This is a genomic window from Sinomonas mesophila (genome assembly GCF_001999765.1).
Classification (GTDB): domain Bacteria; phylum Actinomycetota; class Actinomycetes; order Actinomycetales; family Micrococcaceae; genus Sinomonas; species Sinomonas mesophila.
Map to the genome: position 1 here is coordinate 23,548 of NZ_KV908323.1, position 22,048 is coordinate 45,595.

Annotated in this window: 18 protein-coding genes; 3 read left to right on the forward strand and 15 right to left on the reverse strand. The window is 73.9% G+C overall.

Annotated features, from left to right (window positions below; all coding sequences use genetic code 11):
- Positions 1-73: 73 nt before the first annotated feature.
- Positions 74-1,021 carry a LysR family transcriptional regulator gene (locus BV907_RS02045; protein WP_077487999.1) on the forward strand — a complete coding sequence of 316 codons (948 nt, stop codon included), beginning with the start codon at positions 74-76 and terminating at the stop codon, positions 1,019-1,021.
- On the opposite strand, the gene BV907_RS02050 is transcribed toward BV907_RS02045, so the two are convergent.
- From BV907_RS02050 to BV907_RS02090, 9 genes are all read right to left on the reverse strand, one after another.
- Positions 1,018-2,301, reverse strand: a complete 1,284-nt coding sequence (locus tag BV907_RS02050; RefSeq protein ID WP_077488000.1) for a M18 family aminopeptidase — start codon at positions 2,299-2,301, stop codon at positions 1,018-1,020. The two genes, BV907_RS02045 and BV907_RS02050, sit on opposite strands and share 4 nt — an antisense overlap.
- Before the next feature lie 55 nt (positions 2,302-2,356).
- On the reverse strand, positions 2,357-3,091 hold the full coding sequence (locus BV907_RS02055) for a glutamine amidotransferase (protein WP_077488001.1): 735 nt from the start codon (positions 3,089-3,091) through the stop codon (positions 2,357-2,359).
- 81 nt (positions 3,092-3,172) lie between these two features.
- The gene (locus tag BV907_RS02060; RefSeq protein WP_077488002.1) at positions 3,173-3,928 is read right to left on the reverse strand and encodes a response regulator; all 756 of its coding nucleotides are present in this window, start codon (positions 3,926-3,928) and stop codon (positions 3,173-3,175) included.
- 9 nt (positions 3,929-3,937) lie between these two features.
- A complete protein-coding gene (locus BV907_RS02065) occupies positions 3,938-5,185 on the reverse strand; it encodes a sensor histidine kinase (protein ID WP_077488003.1) in 1,248 nt (415 codons plus the stop codon).
- 19 nt (positions 5,186-5,204) lie between these two features.
- Positions 5,205-6,068, reverse strand: coding sequence for an ABC transporter (locus tag BV907_RS02070; protein ID WP_077488004.1), 864 nt, complete (start codon positions 6,066-6,068; stop codon positions 5,205-5,207).
- Positions 6,065-7,045, reverse strand: coding sequence for an ABC transporter ATP-binding protein (locus tag BV907_RS02075; protein WP_077488005.1), 981 nt, complete (start codon positions 7,043-7,045; stop codon positions 6,065-6,067). The genes BV907_RS02070 and BV907_RS02075 overlap by 4 nt, the downstream gene beginning before the upstream one ends.
- 153 nt (positions 7,046-7,198) lie before the next feature.
- Positions 7,199-8,761: a bifunctional phosphatase PAP2/diacylglycerol kinase family protein gene (locus BV907_RS02080; RefSeq protein ID WP_245827747.1), complete on the reverse strand. Its 1,563-nt coding sequence runs from the start codon at positions 8,759-8,761 to the stop codon at positions 7,199-7,201.
- 50 nt (positions 8,762-8,811) lie between these two features.
- Positions 8,812-10,161 (reverse strand): MFS transporter, encoded by a 1,350-nt coding sequence (locus BV907_RS02085; protein WP_077488006.1) that lies wholly within the window; start codon positions 10,159-10,161, stop codon positions 8,812-8,814.
- Entirely contained in the window at positions 10,158-10,916 is a 759-nt protein-coding gene (locus BV907_RS02090; protein ID WP_077488007.1) for a DeoR/GlpR family DNA-binding transcription regulator, read from the reverse strand. Before BV907_RS02090 ends, BV907_RS02085 begins: the two co-directional genes overlap by 4 nt.
- A gap of 77 nt (positions 10,917-10,993) precedes the next feature.
- Between BV907_RS02090 and BV907_RS02095 the strand changes: the two genes are divergently transcribed.
- The gene (locus tag BV907_RS02095; protein ID WP_077488008.1) at positions 10,994-11,821 is read left to right on the forward strand and encodes a CPBP family glutamic-type intramembrane protease; all 828 of its coding nucleotides are present in this window, start codon (positions 10,994-10,996) and stop codon (positions 11,819-11,821) included.
- Between the two features lie 93 nt (positions 11,822-11,914).
- Here the strand turns inward: BV907_RS02095 and BV907_RS02100 are convergent, their stop codons facing one another.
- Entirely contained in the window at positions 11,915-13,888 is a 1,974-nt protein-coding gene (locus BV907_RS02100) for a penicillin-binding transpeptidase domain-containing protein (RefSeq protein ID WP_077488009.1), read from the reverse strand.
- Between the two features lie 137 nt (positions 13,889-14,025).
- On the opposite strand from BV907_RS02100, the gene BV907_RS02105 reads away from it, so the two are divergent.
- Positions 14,026-14,673 (forward strand): aspartate/glutamate racemase family protein, encoded by a 648-nt coding sequence (locus tag BV907_RS02105; RefSeq protein ID WP_077488010.1) that lies wholly within the window; start codon positions 14,026-14,028, stop codon positions 14,671-14,673.
- Positions 14,674-14,797: 124 nt separating this feature from the next.
- Here the strand turns inward: BV907_RS02105 and BV907_RS02110 are convergent, their stop codons facing one another.
- The 5 genes from BV907_RS02110 to BV907_RS02130 form a co-directional block, all read right to left on the reverse strand.
- Positions 14,798-16,480 carry an ABC-F family ATP-binding cassette domain-containing protein gene (locus BV907_RS02110; RefSeq protein ID WP_077488011.1) on the reverse strand — a complete coding sequence of 561 codons (1,683 nt, stop codon included), beginning with the start codon at positions 16,478-16,480 and terminating at the stop codon, positions 14,798-14,800.
- 73 nt (positions 16,481-16,553) lie between these two features.
- Positions 16,554-19,313, reverse strand: coding sequence for an ATP-dependent helicase HrpB (hrpB, locus tag BV907_RS02115; protein WP_139346562.1), 2,760 nt, complete (start codon positions 19,311-19,313; stop codon positions 16,554-16,556).
- Entirely contained in the window at positions 19,286-20,803 is a 1,518-nt protein-coding gene (locus BV907_RS02120; protein ID WP_175637331.1) for a glycosyltransferase family 87 protein, read from the reverse strand. The genes hrpB and BV907_RS02120 overlap by 28 nt, the downstream gene beginning before the upstream one ends.
- 81 nt (positions 20,804-20,884) lie before the next feature.
- On the reverse strand, positions 20,885-21,733 hold the full coding sequence (locus BV907_RS02125; RefSeq protein WP_077488013.1) for a trypsin-like serine protease: 849 nt from the start codon (positions 21,731-21,733) through the stop codon (positions 20,885-20,887).
- A gap of 89 nt (positions 21,734-21,822) precedes the next feature.
- The gene (locus tag BV907_RS02130) at positions 21,823-22,008 is read right to left on the reverse strand and encodes a hypothetical protein (RefSeq protein WP_077488014.1); all 186 of its coding nucleotides are present in this window, start codon (positions 22,006-22,008) and stop codon (positions 21,823-21,825) included.
- Positions 22,009-22,048: the final 40 nt, after the last annotated feature.

A 22,048-nucleotide genomic window follows, 5' to 3' on the forward strand; every position in this document is an offset into this window, starting at 1 on the left:
GACGCGCAGTGTGTGCAGCCGATGTCACATAGACTTCATGATGTTGAAGTAGGTCTTCAGAGAGGGAACGGAAATGCTCAACGTCCGCAGGCTCGAGCTGCTGCTCGACGTCGTCGAGCTCGGCTCGATCACGGCGGCAGCGGAGAAGCACGTCTACTCGCCCTCCGGCGTCTCCCAGCAGCTGCGGCGTCTTGAAGAGGAGATCGGCCAGCCGCTGCTCCAGCGGCAGCCGAGGGGCATGGTCCCTACCGAGGCAGGCCACGTCCTCGCGGCGCACACACGTCGCATCCTGCGACAGCTCGCCGCTGCCGAGGCCGACTTGGCAGAGATCGCAGGCCTGCGGCGGGGGACGTTGACCGTCGGCACCTTCCCCACTCTGGGCGGGTCGTTCCTGCCGCTCGTGATCAGCCGCTTCAAGAAGCAGTACCCGGCCATCGAGCTGCACGTCCGCAGCAGCCGGTTCGGAGAGCTCGTGGAGATGCTCGAGAACGGCCAGGTCGGCATGTCGCTCCTGTGGGACTACGAATGGAACAGGATCAGTCCCGAGAGCTTTGCCCTCACGACGGTGTTCGAGGACGAGACGGTGCTCATTGTCGGCAAGGAGCACAGGCTCGCGCGACGCCGCCAGGTGCAGATGGCAGATCTGTCCAAGGAAGAGTGGATCGTGCGCGCCGACGAGCACCCCGTCGTCGAGGTCCTGGAACGAAGCGCGCAGTCAGCCGGATTCGTCCCGCGCATCGCCTTCCAGGCCAACGACTACCAGGAGGCGCAGGCCATGGTGAGCGTGGGTCTCGGGGTCGCCCTGGCGCCCCGTACCGCCGTCGTGAACAAGCACCCCGGAGTTAGCATCCTCTCCCTCGGCCGGACGGCCCCCTCGCGGAGGATCCTGCTCGCACACCGGCACGACCGGGTCCGCCCGGCAGCGGAGATCGCCTTCCAGGCCGCACTGCTCGAGACCGCCCGCGACGAGGCAGCCCAGACGCGCTCCGTGCCCTCGCCGCCGGGCGCCGTCGCCCGCTAGTGGCGGAAGAAGCGCTCGGCGACGAGCGCGAGCCGCCACGGGTCCTGCAGGCCCGCGAGCTCCCGCGCGGAGTGCATCGACAGGAGCGGGATGCCGACGTCGACCGTCCGGATGCCCAGCCGCGTCGCCGTGAGCGGGCCGATCGTCGAGCCGCACGGCAGGTCGTTGTTGGAGACGAACTCCTGGTACGGCACCTCGGCCTCGGTGCACAGCGCGGCGAAGAGCGCCGCGCCCGGCGCGTCCGTCGCGTACCGCTGGTTCGCATTGATCTTCAGCAGCGGCCCGCCGTTGAGCACGGGGTGGTTGGCCGGGTCGTGCCGCTCGGCATAGTTGGGGTGGAGGGCGTGGCCGGCGTCCGCGGAGAGGTGCCACGAGCCCGCCAGCGCACGACGCCGGTCGGTCGCCGCCGCGCCGAGCCCGTCGCCGATGCGCGCGAGGACGTCCTCGAGGAACGGCCCCGAGGCGCCCGAGCGCGACGCCGAGCCGACCTCCTCGTGGTCGAAGGCCGCCAGGACGGCGATCGAGTCGCCTCCGGCTGACGGGTGCTCGTGGGCCCGCTGCAGGGCGACGAGGCCCGCGTGGACCGAGGAGAGGTTGTCGAGTCGGCCGGAGGCGAAGAGCTCCTCGTGCGCTCCGAAGACGGCGGGCTCCTGGGCGTCCGCCGCGACGACGTCGAACCCGCCCACGCTCGCGGCGTCCACCCCTGCGGCCTTGGCGAGGAGCCCGAGGAGGTCGGCCGACGACGGTTCGCCGAGCCCCCAGACCGGGTTCATGTGCTGCTGCTTACCCAGCGTGAGCCCGTCATTGACGGTCCGGTCGAGGTGGATCGCGAGCTGCGGGAAGCGCAGGAGGGGGCCGGTCGCCACGAGGTGCTGCCCGCCGTCGTGCGTCACGAGGCGGCCGGCGAGCCGCAGCTCCCGGTCGAGCCACGAGTTCAGCATCGGCCCGCCGTAGACCTCGACGCCGGCCTGGAGCCAGCCGTGCCGGCCCGTCGTGGGCTTGGGCTTGAGCTTGAACGACGGCGAGTCGGTGTGCGCGCCGAGGATGCGGAACGGCGTGCGCGGCCCGGCGCCGTCGGGCACGGACCACGCGATGAGCGCGCCGTCGCGCACGACGGCGTAGCCTCCCGGGCCGGTCGGCCACTCCTCGGTCTCGGAGAGCACCTCGAAACCGGCCTCCCCGAGCCGCCGGGCGCCCTCCGCCGCGGCGTGGAAGCTCGACGGCGAGGCCATGACGAAGCGGCCGAGGTCCTGGGCGTGGCGGTGCGCGGCGGTAGGCATGGGTTCACTCTAGCCAGCGGGGGTTTCGGCTCCGCTCAACCGGCCCGGGCCGCCCTCAGCCGCGCGCGTAGAGCCGGCAGAAGTTCCGCAGGAGCTTCTGCGGCTCGGTCACGAGGGCCCCGAAAGCGCGCTCCTTGACGGCCTCGGCCTCGTCAGGCGGGAAGTACCCCGAATGCCGGTAGGCCTCGATGCGCCGCTCGATGCCGGTGAGGTCGAGCTCGGGATGGAACTGCGTCGCGTAGAGGTTGCGGCCGAACCGGAACATCTGCACGGGGCACGTGTCCGAGCCCGCGAGCAGCGCCGCGTCCCTCGGGAGTGTCCGAATGGCCTCCTTGTGCCCGACGTACGCGTCGAAGACCGGGTCCAGGCCGGCGCACAGCGGGTCCGCGAGGCCCGCGGCGCTCAGGCGCACCTTGACAGGCCCCACGGCCTCGCCGAAGTGCCGGTCGACGACGGCGCCCCGGTGCGCGCCGAGGAGCCCGACGCCGTAGCACGCGCCCAGGAACGGGAAGTCCTCGGCGACAATCACGTCCAGGAGCGCGGAGATCTCCCCCTCGACGCGCCGCTGGACCTCGTCCTTGGACTCCTCCGGGTCCGACGCCGTGAACGGGCTCCCGCCGAGCATCACGCCCGAGTAGTCATCGAGGCGGATCTCCGGCAGGGGGCCTGCCTCGGCGCGGACGCGGTGCAGCTGCTCGGGTCCGAGGCCCGAGTACTCGCAGAAGGCGCGGTACTCGTCGTCGGCCACGATGTCGTGCTCGCGCGAGGCCAGGAGCAGGAAGGGCCGCATGCGGCCATTCTGCTCCGATCCCCCGACAAACCGATAGGGGCGCGGCCACGGCGCGGCCGAGGTTCCGAAGCAGAGGCCGGCTCAGTAGTCCGGGTTGCTCGGGACCACGAGGCCCGTCTCGTAGCCGTAGACGACGGCCTGGACGCGGTCCCGCAGGTGCAGCTTCGTCAGGATCCGCCGGACGTGGCTCTTGACCGTCGCCTCGGAGAGGTAGAGCCGCCGGGCGATCTCGGCATTGCTGAGCCCCTCGCAGATGGTCCGGAGCACCTCGAGCTCGCGCGGGGTCAGCTCCTGCAGGAGCGGGTCGGGCTCGGGCGCGGCGGCGGGACGGGGCCGCCCGGCGCCGCTCCCCTCAGCCTCCGCTACTGCCTCCCCGCGCACGTAGGTCTCGAGGAGGCGCTGGGTCACGCGGGGACTCACGACGGCGTCGCCGCTCGCCACGACGCGCACGGCGGTCACGAGCTCGGCGGGGGCCACGTCCTTGAGCAGGAACGCGGACGCCCCGGCCTGCAGCCCCGCAAAGGCATACTCGTCGAGGTCGAAGGTCGTCAGGATGATCACGCGGGCCTCGCCGTCCGCGGCGATCCGCCGGGTCGCCTCGATCCCGTCCATGACGGGCATGCGCACGTCCATGAGCACGACGTCGGGCGCGAGCTCCGCGGTGAGCCGGACCGCCGCGGCCCCGTCCCCGGCCTCGCCCACTACCTCGATCCCCTCCTCCGACTCGAGCACGAGCCGGAAGCCCATCCTCAGGAGCGGCTGGTCGTCGACGAGCAGGAGCCGCAGCGCGCCGTCTTTGGCCTCGGTCGCGCTGTCCCCTGTCCCGGATCCCCCCATGAGTCCCCCTCAGTCACCGTTCGGCTCCGCCCAGAGCAGCGTGGCCTCCACGGCCCATCCTCCCCCAGGGCGCGGGCCGGCGCTGAGTGTCCCGCCGTAGATCGCGGCCCGCTCGCGCATGCCCGCGATGCCCCGCCCCGTGCCGAGCTGCGGCCGCGCCCCCTCCGGCGGGACGGTGCCGTCGTGCTCGACGTGGATCCGCACCCTCCCGTCCTCGCGGGCGACGACGACGTCCGCCCGGCCGACGCCGCGCCCGTACCGCAGCGCGTTCGTGAGCGACTCCTGGACGATCCGGTAGACGGCGAGCTGGAAGGACGCGTCCTCGGGCAGCGGCCCGCCGAGCAGCGTCAGGACGGCGGGGAGCCCTGCGGTGCGGAAGCCCGCGACGAGCGACTGCAGCGAGCCCGTCCCGGGCGAGGGCGCGCGGCTCGCCCCGCCCGCGTCCTCGCGCAGGACGCCGAGCACGCGCCGCATGTCCGCGAGGGCGGCCCTGCCCGTGCGGGACAGCTCGCCGAGGACCTCCTGGGCGCGCTCCGGGTCCTTCGCGACAACCGTCGCGGCGCCGTCACTCAGGGCGACCATGACGGTCAGGGAGTGCGCGACGACGTCGTGCATCTCCCGCGCGATCCGGTTCCGCTCCTGCACGGAGGCGAGCTCGGCGCGACGCAGAGCCCACGCCCGCACGTCCGCCTGGTGCAGGCGGTTGCCGCGCACCCACATGCCGAGGCCCGCGGCGAGGACGTACATGAGCGCGACCGAGGCGGCCGCGACGAGCCCGACGTAGCGGCCGTTGTCGGGGACGTACTCGCCGTCCGGCCTGTAGACGAACGCGTAGTAGATCCAGGCCGGCAGGGCCGCGGCGAGGACCCCGGGGATGGCCGCGGCGGCGGGGACGGCGGTCGCGAGCGCGTAGAGCGCGAAGAGGACGGAGACGCTCGTGATCGAGCTGTGCGGCGAGGAGAACAGGAGCGCCGCCTCGATCGCGACCGCCGCGGCCAGCACCGCCCACGGGGCGCGGCGCCGGAACACGAGGAGCAGCTGCTGGAGGATCAGGAGGGCCCCGAACCACCAGAACCGGTGCAGGGCGTACTCGACGAAGAGCGGCACCGAGAGGAAGAGCGCGCTCGCGACGACGATCCAGTCCACCAGCGCGGGGTGCTCCGCGAGGTAGCGGCGCACGCGCCCCGGCCGTGCCGGGACCGCGAGGGCCGGCACGGCCGGGGCCGCGGGTGCGTGCTGTGCCGCCGGGGAGCCCATGCGCTCCATCGTCGTGCGCTCAGACGTCCCTGGCCTTGAGGCTCGCCGCCGCGCCGACGACGAGGGCGGCGACATAGCCGGCCAGGATGAGGGCGCCCTGCCACGGCTCGAGCAGCTGGCTGCCGGCGACGGGATCGACGCCCCACTGGACCATGGCCGAGGCCGCATTGGTGGGCAGGTACTTCCGGGCCTCCTCGAAGAACTCACCCGGGATGAGCTGGAAGATGATCGGCAACACGAACAGCCCCGCGACGAGGGTGACGATCGCGCCCGCGGAATTCCGCAGGAGCGTCCCGAGGCCGAGCCCCATGGCCGCGACCGCCGCGACGTAGACGCCGTTGAGCAGGATCGAGCGCTGGACGTCCTGCGACGCGAGGTCAAGGGCCAGATCGTACTCCTGCACGATCGGCTGGGCCGCGAGCCCGCCGAGCATCGCCCCGGAGTACGTGACCACGAACGCGAGGACGACGACGAGGAGCAGCTTCGCGGCGAGCACCGGCAGCCGCTGGGGCACGGCGGAGAACGTCGCGCGGGCCATTCCGGTCGTGAACTCCGAGCTCATGGCGAGCACGGCGAGGGCGCCGATGATGAGCTGGGTGAAGGAGACGGCGGCGGTCGGGATCGTGAGGGCGATGTCGCCGCCCTGCTGGGCGAGCGCGGCGGCCGCCTCGGGGTCGGTGGCCGCGGCGCGCGTGAACTCGCCCGTGCCCCACGCCTGGAGCGCGGCGAAGCCGGCCATGAGGGCGACCGCGCAGAGCAGGAGGATCGTGGTCGAGAGGAGTGTTCGGGTCTTGATGGCCTCGGCGTTGAGCACGCGGAGGAAGCTCGGGCCGGGGACGTGGTTGGCGGAGCTGGCGGGGGCGCTGCTGGTGAGGGTGCTCATCGGATCACTTCCCTGAGGGTGGCCGGGCCTGCAGTGGCCGGGACTCCAGGCGCGGCGCCGCCGCCGGCCTGGGCCGGGTGGGACTCGTACTCGACGTCGTCCCGCGTGAGCTGGAGGTAGGCCTCCTCGAGGGACGCCTGCAGCGGCGTGAGCTCGTAGACGAGGATCCCGGCGCCGAGCGCGGCGCGGGCGATCTCGCGCGGCTCGAGCCCCGTGACCTCGAGGTGGCCGTCCTCCTGCGCCGCGATGCTCACGCCCTCGCGGGCGAGGAGGGCGATGAGCTCGGCGGGGCTGTCGGTCCGGACGCGGGAGCGGGCGCGGCCCTGCCCGTCGAGGATGTCCCTGATGGGGGCGTCCGCGATGATCCGGCCGCGGCCGATCACGATGAGATGGTCCGCGGTCTGGGCCATCTCGCTCATGAGGTGGCTCGAGAGGAACACCGTGCGCCCCTCGCTGGCCAGGTATGTGACGAGGTTGCGCACCCACACGACGCCCTCGGGGTCGAGGCCGTTGACGGGCTCGTCGAGCACGACGACCTGAGGGTCGCCGAGGAGGGCGGCGGCGATCCCGAGCCGCTGCCCCATGCCGAGCGAGAAGCCCTTGACTTTCTTGCGGGCGACGGCGCCCAGGCCGGTCATGTCGATGACCTCGCCGACGCGGGAGCTCGGGATGCCGTGGGTCGCGGCGAGGGCGTGCAGGTGCTGGAAGGCTGAGCGGCCGGGGTGCACGGCGCGTGCCTCGAGCAGTGCGCCGATCTCGCGCAGTGGCGCGCGGTGCCTCGCGTAGGGCTCGCCGTTGACGGTCACGGTGCCGCGCGTCGGGGCGTCGAGCCCCATGATCATGCGCATCGTCGTGGACTTCCCGGCGCCGTTCGGCCCGAGGAAGCCCGTCACGCGGCCGGGCTCGACCGTGAAGGTCACGCCTGCCACGGCCGTCTTCTCGCCATACACCTTGGCCAGGTCTGTCGCCTGGATCATGGGTCCCCCTGGGGTTGATGTCGTTGGTCCAGCCGGCGGCTCGTGCACCGCGCTGGCTGACACCTCCACGCTAGGGGCGGCCGACCTGCGGGCGCGACGCCCGGGAGGATGAACCTCGCCGGGGACGTTCCTCCCCCAGGACTACTCCGAGGGCTACTCCCCGTCTGGGGCGAGCGGCGAGTAGACCGTGAGCGCGCCCGGCTCGACCCACAGCTCGGCGCGGCGGACGCCCGGCAGCACCTCGCCGTCGATCGCAAGGGTCAGTGCACCGTCGTCCGCGCGGACGTCGAGCCGCGCCGCCTCGCCCTCTCGGTCGCCCATGCGCACGACGCGGCAGCTCGCCGTCGTGCCCGTCACGAGGGCCGCGGCGAGGCGCAGGCGGGCAAAGCGCCCGTCGTCGTTGACCGACCGGACGTCGAGCACGGCGTCGTCGAGAAGGGGCCGCTCGAGGGGGGCGAGGTCCCTGGGCCAATAGCGGCCGCGGCCCACGTAGAGGGTCCAGAGGCGGTGCGGGACGCCGTCGACCGTGAGCCGGGTGGGCACGCCGCCAACGAAGGTCCGCAGGGCGGCGACGGCCGCGGCGCCGCGCTTGCGCAGGATCGGGACGCGGTGCAGGTAGTGGTCCCGGCGCCGCACGAGGTCCGGGTAGAGGCCCACGCTCGCCGTGTTGAGCATGACGAGTTCCTGGACCTGGGGCGCGTCCGCGGCGCCGCGCTCGGCGCGCACCCTGCCGAGGTCGCTGCGCACCGCGCGGCCGGCGGACACGGCCTCGGCAACCTCCGCGGGCTCGAGCGCGCCAGCGTCCCGCGCGAAGTGGTTGAACGTCCCGCCAGGCAGCACCGCGAGCGGCAGGCCCGCCTCAGCACATACCCCGGCAACGGTGCCCACGGTCCCGTCCCCGCCCCACACCGCGAGGGCGCGGATGCCCGCCGTCGCGGCGAGATCCCGGGCCGCGCGGGCGACGTCGTCGTCCGGCTCGAGCTCGTGCACAAGCGCGTGCGGGAAGAGCACGCGCAGGGCGGCAAGGACGTCCTGCTCCACCTCCCCGCTGAGCGGGTTGACGACGACGGCGAGTCCCCGGCCGCCGTCGAGCGCGGGAGCGGTGGCCGCGGTCAGGGTGCGCGGCGGCGGGGCCTCCTGGCGGGGCCACCACGAGCGCGTCACGAAGGCCGCACCCACCCCCATGGCCGAGCCGAGGACGACGTCGCTCGGCCAGTGCGCGCCCGTGTGCACGCGGGAGTACGCGACCCCGGCGGCCACGGGGGCGAGCGCCGCCCCGAGGGGCGGGCTGACGATGCCGACGCCGGTGGCGAAGGCCGCGGCCGACGCCGAGTGGCCGCTCGGGAGGGACGAGCTCGTGGGCTGCGGGTGCAGGAAGCGGTGGACCGGGAGGTGGTGCGGCTCGGGCCGGGCGCGCGGGAGGATCGTCTTGAAGACGATGTTCACGACCGCCGAGGCGACTGCCACGGCGAGCAGGCCATGGGCGGCCGCACGGCGGGGCGGGCCCTTACGGGTGGCAAGCAGCGCGGCCACGGCCATCCACAGCTTGGACTTCGTCGCCGCCCGCGTGAGCCACACGAGAGCCCTGTCCCACGGGCCGCGCGGCAGGCTCGCAATCCTGCGCACGAGCGCCCTGTCCATGCCCTCGACGGCATGGAACGGCGGCCGGCCCGGCGGGCGGAGGCGCCGGCGGACCCTGACGGGCTCGCTCATCATGCGGGCAACCCTACGCGCCGCCCTCCGGGCGCGCCACGGGCCGGCCAGCCCTACGCGCCGGCCTCCGGGCGGCCCACGGATTCGGCCGCCGCGCCTTCACCGGCCCCGCCGGCAGCGACGCCGGCGACAGGGGCGGGCTCCTTGCGGGTGACCCCCGCGAGGACGAGGGCCAGGGCGATGGGAACGAGGATCGCGAGCAGCGCAGGGCGCAGCCCCACGTGGTCGCCGAGGTAGCCGAGGAACGGCGGGCCAGCGAGGAACGCGATGTACCCGATGGTCGAGACGACGGCGACGCGGTTGGCGGCGTGCCGGGGATCGTCCGCCGCGGCTGACATGCCCATGGGGAACGCGAGCGCCGCGCCGAGGCCCCACAGCACTGCGCCGACGGCGGAGAGCCAGTAGGTGCCCGCAAGGGAATATGCCGTGAGGCCCATGAGCGCCGAGACCATGCTGATCCGCAGGGCCGCGACCCGTCCGATCCGGTCGATCACGCCGCCGCCGAACCAGCGGGCGACCGTCATGGCGCCCACGAACACCGCAAAGAGCGAGGCGCCCGCGGCCTCGCTCGCACCGAGTCCGTCGACGACGCCCTTCGAGATCCAGTCGTTGCCCGCGCCCTCCGTGAGCGTCGCGCCGAGGACCACGACGCCGATGAGCAGCGTGCGCGGGTGCCGCCACGCGGCGAGGGCGCCGCCGCGGGCCTTCCCGGGCTGCTCGGCGGCCGCTGTTCCTGCCGCGGCGCCACCCGCCGCCTCGCCCGCGGGGGCCGGGTGGCCGGCGTCGTGCGCGAGGAAGTAGCGGGGCACGACGAGGATCACCGCGAGCACGACGACGACGATCGCGAACAGGTGCATCGGCAGCGAGACGTCCGCGGCGGAGAGGCCCGCCCCGAGCATCGCGCCGGCGAACGCTCCGCCTGAGAAGGCCGCGTGGAACCGGGGCATGATCGTGCGCCCGAGGCGGTGCTCGACGTCGGCCCCGGCGATGTTCTGCGCCACGTCCCAGAGGGCGATGCCCGCGCCGAACACGGCGAGGGCCACGGCGACGACGGGCACGGAGGCCATGAGCAGGCCCACGGCCACAGCGGTGCCGGCGGCTGCGGCCAGGATCCCGCCGAGCCGCACGGTGCGGTTGAGGCCGATTCGGTCCGCGACGGTGCCCGTGAGCGGCATCGCGATGAGCGAGCCGACGGCGATCATGAGCAGGAGGGCGCCCATCTGCCCGGTCGAGAGACCCAGGATGTCCGTCACGGAGGGGATGCGCGCGGCCCAACTCGCGAACACGAAGCCGTTCGTGCCGAAGATCGCGAAGACCGCGAGGGCGGCGGCGCGCACGGCGCGGGAGCTTGGGGGCTTCCTGTGCGTGGTGGGCGCGGACGGCGTGGTGTTCTCGGGATTCATGCGGTGACGACCTCGATGCCGTGGGTGGTCAAGTACTCGGTTTCCTCGGGGGTGCACGCATGGTCGGTCACGAGGACGCTGGCCATGCCCAATGCTCCCACGCGGGCCAGCGCCACGCGGCCCCATTTGCCCTCGTCGCACAGGACGATGGTCCGGGCCGCGACCTCGGCGGCGGCCCGCTTGATGCTCGCGTCCGCGAGGTCGTAGGCCGTGAGCCCGTCCGCGAGCGTGAGCCCGCAGGGGACCACGACGGCGGTGTCCACACGCAGCGCTCGCACCCCCGCCTCCGCCGTGGGGCCCGCGAAGGCCTGCTCTCCGCGGCGGATCGACCCACCGGGCAGGACGAGTTCGATGCCCGCGGCGTCCGCGAGGGCCGTCGCGGCCTGGAGCGAGAGGGGCATGACGGTCGCGCGGCGGCCAGCGAGGCCGCGGGCGAGCTCGACCGCCGTCGTGCCCGAGTCGAGGATGAGGCTCTCGCCGTCCTGGATGAGCGCGGCGGCCGCGGCGGCGACGCGGGCCTTGCCCTCGGCGTTCTCGATGCGCCGCTGCCCGAAGCCCGGGTCCTCGCCGCGGCCCAGGAGGCTCTCGGCCCCGCCGTGCCGCCGGCGCAGGACGCCGCGCTCCTCCAGCACGCCGAGGTCGCGGCGGACCGTGACCTCGGAGACGCCGGTCTCCGAGGCGAGCTCGGCGACGCCGACGGTGCGGCGCGCGCGCACTATCGCTGCGATGAGGCGGTGCCTCTCGTCGGTCTCCATGGATTCCAGCGTATCAAACGAAAGCAGATGATGATCGAATGATCACGGTCGTCGGGACCGTGGCATAGTCTGTGGCCATGGTGAAGGGCACGGCTCAGGGGACCGAGGCGCCGCCGCGGGTCCGCCCGACGGCCGTGGCGGCAGCCGCACTCGTGACGGGCTCCGCCGTCCTGCTCTACGCCCTGCGGGCGCCGCTGCCGGGCTACGCGGTCATGGCCGCCGGCCTGGCCCTCGCGGCGCTGACTGACCGGGCGCTCGCGCGGAGCCTCGCGCTCATCGCAACCGGGCTCGTGATCGTCTCGACGATCTCGGTCGAGGCGGACATCTCCTACCCGAACATGGCGCTCATGGGCATCGTCCTGTCGCTCGCCGTCGCCGTGCCGTACATCGTCTCCCGCCACGTGTTCCGCGAGCGGGCCATCGGCTTCCCATGGCGCGGGGACCACGCGTGGACCCGCGCGCAGTGGGCGTACCTCGTGCTCGTGGTGGCTCTTGCGTGGCTCATCCTGCCCTTCTACTTCATCACCTCGGGCGCCTACCGGAACTGGCCGGCCGTCGCCGCGCCGGACGAGATCGCCAGGCTCTTCGTGGGCGTCAACGCCGTGGGCATCTGGGACGAGCTGTTCTTCGTCTGCACGGTCTACGTGCTCCTGCGCCGGCACTTCCCGGACTGGCTCGCGAACCTGCTGCAGGCGGTCGCGTTCGTGGCGTTCCTCTGGGAGCTCGGATACCGCGAGTGGGGGCCCGCGCTGACCATTCCGTTTGCGCTCCTGCAGGCGTTCACGTTCTCGATCACGCGCTCGCTCGCCTACGTCGTCGCGGTGCACCTGCTGTTCGACCTCGTGGTGTTCCTCGTGATCGTGCACGCGCACCATCCCGGGACTCTTCCGATCTTCCTCCTCTGACACCCGGGGTCACCTCCCAACGATGCGAGGTCACCTCCCTGCGACCCGGGGTCACCTCCCAACGATGCGAGGTCACCTCCCTGCGACCCGGGGTCACCCCGCCGCCGTCAGGAACGCCGTCAGCAGCGGCCCCGACACCTCCGCGCCGAAGCCGCCCTCCTCGACGAACACCGCGACGGCGAGGTCGCCCTGGGTCCCGATGATCCACGCATGCGTCTTGGGCGGGGTGTCGGCGCCGAACTCGGCGGTGCCGGTCTTCGCCCCGACAGGCGCGCCGGGGATGGCGGCGAGGAAGCCCGCGTGGCCGCTCGTGACGACGGCGCGCATGAGGCCCTGCAGGACGCCCGCCTCGGCGGCGGTCACCCCGGGTGCGGGCGACGCCGTCGGGCTCGGTGCCGCCGTCGGGGACGCCGAGTCCCCCGTCGCCGCCGGGCTCGCCGGGGCCGACGCCGGCAGATCGACCACGAGCCGCGCCGAGACCGGCGAGCCCTTCGCGACCGAGCCCGCCATGATCGCCGCCGCGAGCGGTGAGTACAGGATCCTCCCTTGGCCGATCATGGACGCGGCGTGCTCGGTGCCGTCCGCCGTCCCCGGCACGGAGCCGAGGAACGCGGCCGCACCGAGGCCCGGGTGGTCGACGGCGACGCCGAGCGCGGTCGCCGCCGCCTCGAGCTGGCCCTGCGAGACCGCGCCGCGCTGGCCGATGAAGGCCGTGTTGCACGAGTGCGCGTACGCGTCGCGCAGCGTGATGTCCCCGAGGGACGACGCCGGGTAGCCGGGCGCGTTGGAGAACGTCCGGCCGTCCACGGTGAGGGTCTCCGGGCACTGCACGCGGGTCTCGGCGGATCCGCCCGCGCGGACGATCGCGAGCGAGTCGACCGTCTTGAAGATCGAGCCCGGCGCGTACTGGCCGAGCATCGCCGTGTTGTAGCCGTTGCTGCCTGGGCCGGACGCGGCGGCCAGCACGGCGCCGTCGGACGGGCGGAGCGCGACGAGGGCCGACGCCCGCCCGACCCCGGCGAGCGTGTCCTCGGCGAGCTGTTGGAGCCCAGGGTCGAGGGTGGTCTTGAGGGGCGTCCCGGGCACCGGGTCCGCGGAGAAGAGCGTGCGCCGCACCGAGGGGTCCGCGCGCAGGGCCTCGGCGGTGAGTTCAGCGGGCTGGGCGTAGACGGCGAGGCCGTCCTTGCCGCGCAGCTGCGCGTCGTACTGGGCCTGCAGGCCGCCGATCCCGGTCTCGTCGCCGGCCTGGAGCGCGCCCTCGGAGGCCTCGACCTGCTCCGCGGTCGCCTGCCCGACGCTGCCGAGGACGGGGCGAGCGAAGGTCCGGCTCGGGGCGAGCGGGAGGGTGTCCTTGACCGTCACGGCGCCCGGGACGGCGGCGATCTGCTCGTCGGTCGGGCTGCGCGCGGGCTCGTCGCGCAGCACGATCGCCTCTGCGAAGGCCCGCTCCCCCGAGGCGGCGACCTGCTGCGCGAACACCGCGGGGTCGATGCCGACGAGCTCGGCGAGGGCCTTCGCCGCCGCCTCCTGCCCCTCCGCGGCCACCTTGGTCTTGTCGATCCCCACGCGCAGGACTGGCCGCGAGGTCACGAGCTTCGCGTCTTCGGCGCCGAGGATCTCGGCCCGCTCGGGCGCGGTCGCCTCGAGCACGAGCACCTCCTCCGCGGCGAGCTGCGGCGCGAGCACGTCCGCCCGCCACTCGGCGAGCCAGCGGTCGCCCTCGCGGGCGAGGCTCGCCGTCGTCGAGTAGGTCCACTCCTGCCCCGAGAGCGTCCAGCGGTAGTCGAGGACGACGTCGGCCCGGTCGCCGTCGATCGTCGGCTCGACGGCGACGACGGCCGGCTTCGCCCCGTCGAGCCCCTCGACGGCGGCCTCGACCTGGGCCTGCGCGGCGGATGGTTCCGTGCCCCGCATCGGCACGCCGCCGACGTCGAGCGCGGACAGCGCGGAGGCGAGCTGCCCGACGGCCTGCTGGGCAGCGGCCTTCCGGCCGTCGTCGCACGCGGCGAGGGCGCCGGCGAGCAGCGCGGCGGACAGGACGAGCGCAAGCGCGCGTGGCTTCCCCATGGGGCACAGCCTAAGCGCGCGGCGCCGCGTGGGTTCGTTACTGCGCCGTCACGGCGGTGAAATCTCGTCGGCGTAGCGTCGGGACCGAGGGCCGCACCCATGGGCCCCGCCGCACCCGAACCACCGATGGGGGAATCATGAGAATCGCCGTCATCCGCGCGCTGACCACATCCGATCCGAGGCTCCAGCACGCCCACGGCCGCGCGCTCGAGCGCGCCTACGGCTTCCACGTCGTGACCCGGTGCATCCCGGACCAGCCCCGCGGTGTCCATGACGCGGCGTCGTTCGCCGAGGCGGCACCCAAGGTCGTCGCGATGGCCCGGGAGCTCGAGGGCCAGGTCGACGCCGTGCTCATCTCCTGCACGGCCGATCCCGGCCTGAGCCAGGCCCGACGCGCCGTGCGCGTGCCGGTCGTCGGGGCCGGCGCGGCCGGGGCCGCCGCGGCGCTCGCTATGGGCGGGACGACGGGCGTCCTCGGCCTCGAGAGGGCCATCCCCGAGGCCGTCACCGACGCGATCTGGCCGCGGCCCAGCGTCACGGCCGGCCCGGCCGGCGTCGCCGACCCGGCCGGGTTCCACACCCCCACCGGCGCGTTCGGCGCCGTCGCCGAGGCCGCGCATCTGCGCGACGCCGGGGCGGATGTCATCCTGCTCGGCTCGGCCGCGCTCTCGAGCATCGGGATCGCCCCGCATCTCCGCCGGACGCTCGGGGTGCCGGTCATCGACCCGGTCCTCGCCGCGGGGTCGGCACTGGCCTCGGCGCTCGGGCTCCCGGCCGTTGCGTAGGAGTCCGAGCGCCTTCGCCGGAGCCCGATCCTGTACGAAACTGCACAACCCTGGCCCTCATGTGGCCCCTCCGGCCGCCATTCCGGCCTGAGTTGTGCAGTTTCGTACGCTCCCAGCTGCGCGCCTACCGCGCCCGCTCGACCCGGCCCTCGTCCCACACCGGCTCGGACGCCTCGCGCACGGTGCCGTCGGAGCCGAAGACGAGGAACCGGTCGAAGGACTTCGCGAACCAGCGGTCATGGGTCACCGCGAGCACGGTCCCCTCGAACGCGTCGATGGCCCGCTCGAGCGCCTCGCCCGAGTGGAGGTCGAGGTTGTCGGTGGGCTCGTCGAGGAGCAGGAGCGTGGCCCCGGAGAGCTGGAGCAGGAGGATCTGGAAGCGGGCCTGCTGGCCGCCCGAGAGCGAATCGTACTTCTGCTCGGACTGGCCGGCGAGCCCATAGCCGTCGAGCGCCCCGGCCGCGGCCTCACGCGCGAGGCCCGAGCGGTGCTCGTCGCCGCGGTGCAGGATCTCCAGGAGCGTCCGGCCCGCGAGGTCCGGCCGCGAGTGCGTCTGGGCGAAGTAGCCAGGCCGGATCCTGGCGCCGAGCTTCACGGTCCCCTCGTGCGGGACCGGGGCGATGACGACGTCGGAGACCGGCAGGGGCTCCCGCTCGGGGTCCGTTCCCCCGAGGGCGAGCAGCCGCAGAAAGTGGCTCTTGCCCGAGCCGTTCGAGCCGAGCACGGCGACCCGGTCCCCGAACCAGATCTCGGCGTCGAACGGCTTCATGAGCCCCGTGAGGCCCAGCCTCTCCGCGACGACGGCCCGCTTCGCGGTGCGCCCGCCGCGCAGTCGCATGCGCACGTTCTGCTCGAGCGGCAGGGCCTCGGGCGGGCCGGCGGCGAGGAACTTCTCGAGCCGGGTCTGCGCCGCGTGGTACCGGTTGGCCATGTCGGAGCGGAAGGCGGCCTTGGTCTTGTACATCGTCACGAGCTCCTTGAGCTTCGCGTGCTCCTCGTCCCAGCGCTTGCGCAGCTCCTCGAAGCGCGCGTTCCGCTCGGCGCGGGCGTCGACGTAGGAGCCGAAGCCGCCGCCGTGGATCCACGCGCTCGCGCCGTTGATGCCCGGCTCGAGCGTGACGATGCGCTCGGCGGCGTTGTTGAGCAGCTCGCGGTCGTGGCTGATGAAGAAGACCGTCTTGCGGGACTCGGCGAGCTGGGCCTCGAGCCAGCGCTTGCCGGGCACGTCGAGGTAGTTGTCCGGCTCGTCGAGGAGCAGGAGCTCGTCGGGGCCCGCGAAGAGGGCCTCGAGCACGAGCCGCTTCTGCTCGCCGCCGGAGAGGGACGACGCCGCACGGTGCTGCGCGCGCTCGTACGGCACCCCGAGCGCGGCCATCGTGACCTCGTCCCACACGGTCTCCCACTCGTACCCGCCCGCGTCGCCCCACTCGGCGATCGCGTGGGCGTAGCGCATCTGGGTGGCCTCGCCGTCGTCCTCCATCATGGCGAGCTCGGCGTCGTCGAGCGCCCGGCCCGCCGCCGCGACGTCGGACGGCGCGGCTCCCAGGAGCAGGTCCCGCACCGTCGAATCGTCCCGGATATGCCCGATGAACTGCCGCATGACGCCCATCGCGCCCGAGCGGCCCACGGTCCCCTCGTCCGGGGCGAGGTCTCCGGCGATGATCTTGAACAGGGTCGTCTTGCCCGTGCCGTTCGGCCCGATGAGTGCGGTCTTGGACCCGTCGGGGACCTTGAAGGTCACGCCGTTGAGCAGCTGCGTGCCGTCGGAGAGGAAGTAGTCGATGCCGGAGAGGTCGAGGTGGGCCACCGGCCAAGTCTAGGCGCCCGCCCGCCCCAACGTTGCGGGGTCACCTCCCAACGATGCGGGGTCACCTGGACCGCTACATCCGACGCTTCGTCCTAGCCGTCGCCACCGCGGTCCACGGGTCCTCGGGCCAGGGGTGCTTGGGGTAGCGGCCGCGCATCTCGGCCCGCACCTGCGCGTACGGGCCCGACCAGAATGATGCGAGGTCGCCCGTCACAGCGAGCGGCCGCCCGGCCGGCGAGAGGAGGTGGAAGATCACGGGCACCCGGCCGTCGACGAGCCGCGGCGTCTCGGCCCAGCCGAAGCACTCCTGGAGCTTGACAGCGACCACCGGCTGCGCGCCGTCGCCAGCATCGACCGCAGGGTACTCGATCCGCACGCGCGAGCCGCTCGGCACGTCGAACCGCTCGGGCGCGAGCTCGTCGAAGCGCGCGGCGTCGGGCCAGGGCAGGAGACGGCGCAGGGGCTCGGCGAGGTCGATCCCGCGCACGGATGCGCCCTCGGCCAGGGCATCCACCTCGGGGGCGAGCCACGCGTCGAGCCTGGCGAGGAGCGCGGGCTCGGACACGTCGGGCCATGGCTCACCGAGCTCGCGCCGCACGAGCGCGAGCCGGCGGCGCAGCGCGTCCGCCGTGTCGGACCAGCCGATCACGCCGAGCCCCTCCGCCGCGAGGGCGCGCACGACGGCGGCGTGCCCCTCCTCGCGCTGCGGCCGCACCGGGGTCGAGGCGAGCCGGATGGCGCCGAGGCGCCGCTCGCGGCGGGCGGCGACGCGTCCGTTCTCGAAGCGCGCCTCGACGCGGTCCGTGAGCAGGTGATCGGCGGCGCGCTCGGCGAGGTCCTGGGTGATGGGGGCGGCGGCGCGGATGACGGCGCCCGTCCCCGCCGCGTCGCGGCCCTCGGTCCGCGAGGCCTCCGCGATGGCGAGCCACTCGTGCCCGGCGAGTCCGCTCCCGGCCGGCAGGCCGGCGCGCGTGCCGGAGGCCAGGAGGTACTGCTCGCGGTCCCCGGGCACGCGCCGCGCGACGGAGCCGGGGAAGGCAAGAGCGACGACGGCCCCCACCCCCCACGCGGGGTCACCTCCCCACGATGCAGGGTCATGTCCCTGCGATGCGGGGTCACTGCCCTGAGACGTGACCCCGCGTCCTAGAGAGGTGACCCCGCGTCCTTGAGATCTGACCCCGCGTTCTGGGGTGGGGTGGGCCGCGAGGCGCTCGAGGCGGCGCACCTCCTCGGCCCAGCGCCGGGCGCCGGGATCCCTGCCGGAGCGCAGATCCGTGAGGAGCCGGCTGAGGTCCGCCCCGGGCGCCCGTGAGTCCCCCTCCACGAGCGCGACGGCCTCGGCCGCCGCCCGGGCCCCGACGAGCCCGGCCCCCTCGAGCAGCGCCCGCCCGAGCCGCGGATCGGCGGGGATCCGGGCGAGGGCGCGGCCGAGGTCCGTCGCGTGGCCGCTGTCGTCGACGGCGCCGATCGCCGCGAGGGCTGCGACGGCGTCGTCGAGCGCGGCCCGCGGCGGCGCGTCCGGGAGCGGGAGCCCGGCACCGCCCGGGGCGCCCCAGCACGCGAGTACGAGGGCCGCGGACGTGAGGTCCGCCGCGGCGATCTCCGGCGTCGACTGGGCCGGCGCGGCCGCGAAGGCGCGCTCGTCGTAGCAGCGCACGACGCGGCCCGGGCCCTGGCGGGCGGCGCGGCCCGCGCGCTGCTCAGCCGAGGCCCGCGAGCACGAGACCGTGACGAGGCCGGTCATTCCCCGGCCGGCGTCGCGCCGCGGCTCGCGGGCCAGGCCCGAGTCGACCACGAGCCGGACCCCGGGGACGGTGAGCGAGGACTCGGCGAGGGCCGTGGAGACCACGATGCGCGGCGGGTCCCCCGGGCCGCGGCCGGAGACGGCGCGATCCTGCTCGGGGGTCGGGGCCTGGCCGTGCAGCTCGAGGACCTCCGCCGCCACACGCCCGCGCAGGCGCTCGGCGACCTGCCGCACTTCCCGCGCCCCCGGCAGGAAGACGAGCGCATCCACGTCCCGCCCGGCGGCGAGGGCGGCGCCGTGCTCGGCCGCCGCGGTGTCCGCGACATGATCGAGGAAGGCCCTCGCTACGCCGCGCTCGTCGAGCCGGGGCGCGCCCGCCGGGACCCACCCCACCTCGAGCTCGTGGAGCACCGAGGGCGAGTCGACGACGGGCGCCGGGGCCCCGCCGTCGTCCGCGAGCAGGGCCGCGAAGCGCGGCGCCTCCAGGGTAGCGGACATCGCTACGAGCGTGAGGTCGCCGCGCAGCTGGCGCACCTCGGCGAGCATGCCGAGGGCGAGGTCGGTCTCGAGGCCGCGCTCGTGGACCTCGTCGAGCACGACGGCGGCCGTGCCCTCGAGCGCCGGGTCAGCGAGGAGGCGGCGCAGGAGGATCCCGGGCGTGACGAACTCGACGAGGGTCGCGGGCCCAGCCTTGCGCCCGCCCCGCACCGTGAAGCCGACGCGCTCGCCCAGGGCGGAGCCGTCGAGCGCTGCGAGGCGCTTGGCCGCCGCCCGGACGGCGACGCGCCGCGGCTGGGTGACGACGACGCGCGGCGGGGCGCCGCCGTCGTGCGCGCCAACCGCGCGCCCGTCTTCAGGCCCACCCAGAAAGAGATTGGCCACGAGCGGCGGGACGAGCGTCGTCTTGCCAGTCCCGGGCGGGGCCTGGACGACGGCGGCGGGCCCGGCAGGGCTTCCGGCCTGCCGGCTCAGGGCCGCCTCGAGCTCCCCGAGCGAACCGGCGAAGGCCAGCCCGGCGCCGATGCGGGCGAGGTCGAAGGGCTCCGGAAACTGGCGGGAGGTCACCCGTCCATTGTGCCGAGCGTCGATACCCGAGCCACGTCGGTACGATCGGCTGTCGGCTGGACACTCCGCCCCGTGATCCGGTCGAACGCCGAGCGCAGGGTGCGCAGCGTGACCGCGTCGGGTGCGCCGTCGAACGCCCCGCCCTGCGGGTCATCCTGGCGGCTGCGCCGGATGGGATCCGAGGACGGGTTGTAGATGTCCATCACGACGCGCACGCACAGGTACCCGAGCATGCCCATGTGGGCGATGATCGCCGCGATGTAGTACGGCGAGTCGATGTTGTTCTGCGGCGAGCCGCCACTCGTCCATTGCCCGAGGTACATCCACACAGCCGCCCAGTGCGCGGCCTCGACGGCCATCCAGAGGAGGAAGTCGCGCCAGCGCGGCCGGGCGAGCGCGAGGAGCGGGATGAGCCATACGACGAACTGCGGCGAGTAGACCTTATTGGTCAGCACGAACGCCGCGACGATGAGGAACGCAAGCTGCGCGAGCCGCGGCCGGCGGGGCGCGTGGAGGCCGACGACGGCGACGGCGGCGCAGGCGAGCGCGAACGACCCGGTGGCCATCGCGTTGATCCCCGGGGCGTCGAGCAGGATCCAGTGCAGCCGCTCGGCCATGAGGTTCCACGCGAAGTAGATCGAGGAGAACCCGGCCGGGCGTTCGCGGGTGAACTCGAGGAAGTACGCCCAGCCCGCGGGATTCATGAGCATGATCGGCACGTTGACCGCGAGCCACGAGCCCGCGGCGCCGGCGAGCGTGAGCAGGAGGGGTCGATACCTGCCGGTGCGGACGGCGAGGACCAGGACGGCGCCGAACACGACGATCGGGTACAGCTTGGTCGCCGTGCCGAGGCCGATGAACACGCCGGCCCACACGGGCCGGTTCCGCGCGAAGGCGAGCATGCCGAGGGCCAGGAGCGCCACGGCCCACATGTCCCAGTTGATGAAGCCCGAGAGGATCGCGCCGGGCGCGATGGCGAGCATCGCGGCGTCCCACGGGCGGCGGCGGTTCGAGCGCGCCGTCGCCACCACGGCGACGAGCCACATGATCGCGACGAGCACGGCGTTGATGTCGAAGTACGCCGTCGCCCGGGCCTGGCTGACGCCGCTGCCCGGCACGAGGAGGGCGGTCGCCCCGGCGATGAGCCCCATGACCACGGGGTACTCGAAGAGGGCGTCCTGGGTGAAGAACGGCAGCACGCCCTCGGCGAGGCCGCGCTCCCCGAAGAGCGTGGGCAGGTCGGAGTAGCACGTCGCGTAGAAGTGCTGCGGAGTGGTCCACCCGTTGACGCGGCAATAGCCCTTGAGGACGACGCCGAGCACGGCCGCGAGCGTCGTCAGGACGATGAGCACGCGCTCGGGGGTCCAGAGACCACTGCCCACGACCCCCGGGGCGGCGTGGTCCCCGAGCGGGCCGCCGACGGACTCCGAGAGGGTGCGCAGGAGGGGATCGTTGCGGGTCGGCGAGATCACTGCGTGGTGCTGGGGGGCCCTGCCGTCCTGCGTCGACTCCATGGCCCCGAGCTTACCGGCGCCCCGGAGATGGGCACGGCCCCGGCGGGAAGCCGGGGCCCTGCTCGCCATCGCACGGGAACGTCAGACCGGGACGTGGAACGTCCTGAGCCAGTCCTGGACCACCGGGATGTCCACGCGCTGGTAGCCGTCGAGGTAACGGCAGGTGGAGGTGTAGCCGAAGCTCGTCACGCCCACGATCCTGTCCCCGAGGTAGAGCGGCCCGCCGGAGTCGCCGAAGCACGTCCCGCCGGTGCCGAACGTGTCGTTCTCGTTGCCGTTGGTCTGCAGGATCTGCGGGGTGAGCTTCTGCCCCGGCATGTCGACGTAGCGGCGCATGAGCGGGTAGGTCATGGGCTGCGGGTTCTGCGGGCCCTCCTCGGCCTTGCGCACCTCGGTGCCGTAGCCGACGGCGCGGAAGATCGTGCTGCGCAGCTCGCTCGTCGGGATCGCGCCGAGCGTCCCCGCGGGCGCGACCTGCCCGGGTGGGAGCGAGACGGCCTTCTCGAGCACGACGACGCCGACGTCGTTCCAGTTCTCCATGTCCGTGAAGCCCGAGTACTGCGGGTGCGTGTGTGCCGTGCCGTAGGAGTAGCCCTTCAGGTCCCGGGCCGTGAACCCGACCGAGGAGTCGGAGGCGGCCGGGAGGCCAGAGGGCGGCTCCTCGGCGATGACCGACTCGAACGTGACCATGGTCTTGCCCACGGTGCCGTCCGTGCAGTGCGCGGCCGTGAGGAGCACGGTCGGCGTCACGAGCGTCGCGGAGCAGCGGAACCTGCCCCCAGACGCGTCATAGAACAGGATGAGCCCCACGTTCGGGTGCAGGTCGCCGTCCGGCGTCCCCCCTGTGCTGGCGGCGGCGGGACCCGCCGAGACGGCGAGCCCGAGCGCCGTTGCCAGGGCCGCGAAGGCAGCGACGATCTTCGTGCGCATGACTGAGTTCCTCTCCCCCGAGTGTGTGAAGGACATTCTTCACACACTCGGGGGCGCTGACCAGACTTCGCGCAGCCGATGTGCCGGGGCTACGCGAGCGGCAGGCGCTGCACCCGGCGGTAGACGGTGTCGCGGTGCTGCGCGATCCGCTCGTCGTCCGGCTGGGGCAGGCGTGAGAGGCAGCGGCGTACGACGGCGATGACGCGCCGCACGCCTGCGGCCGCCGCTCCCGCGCGGGTCGGGGCGGCGGAGACGGGATGCTGAGTGGAAGGCACGGAAGGCTCCTGGGGGTGGCCGACAGCGGGCATGCTGAAT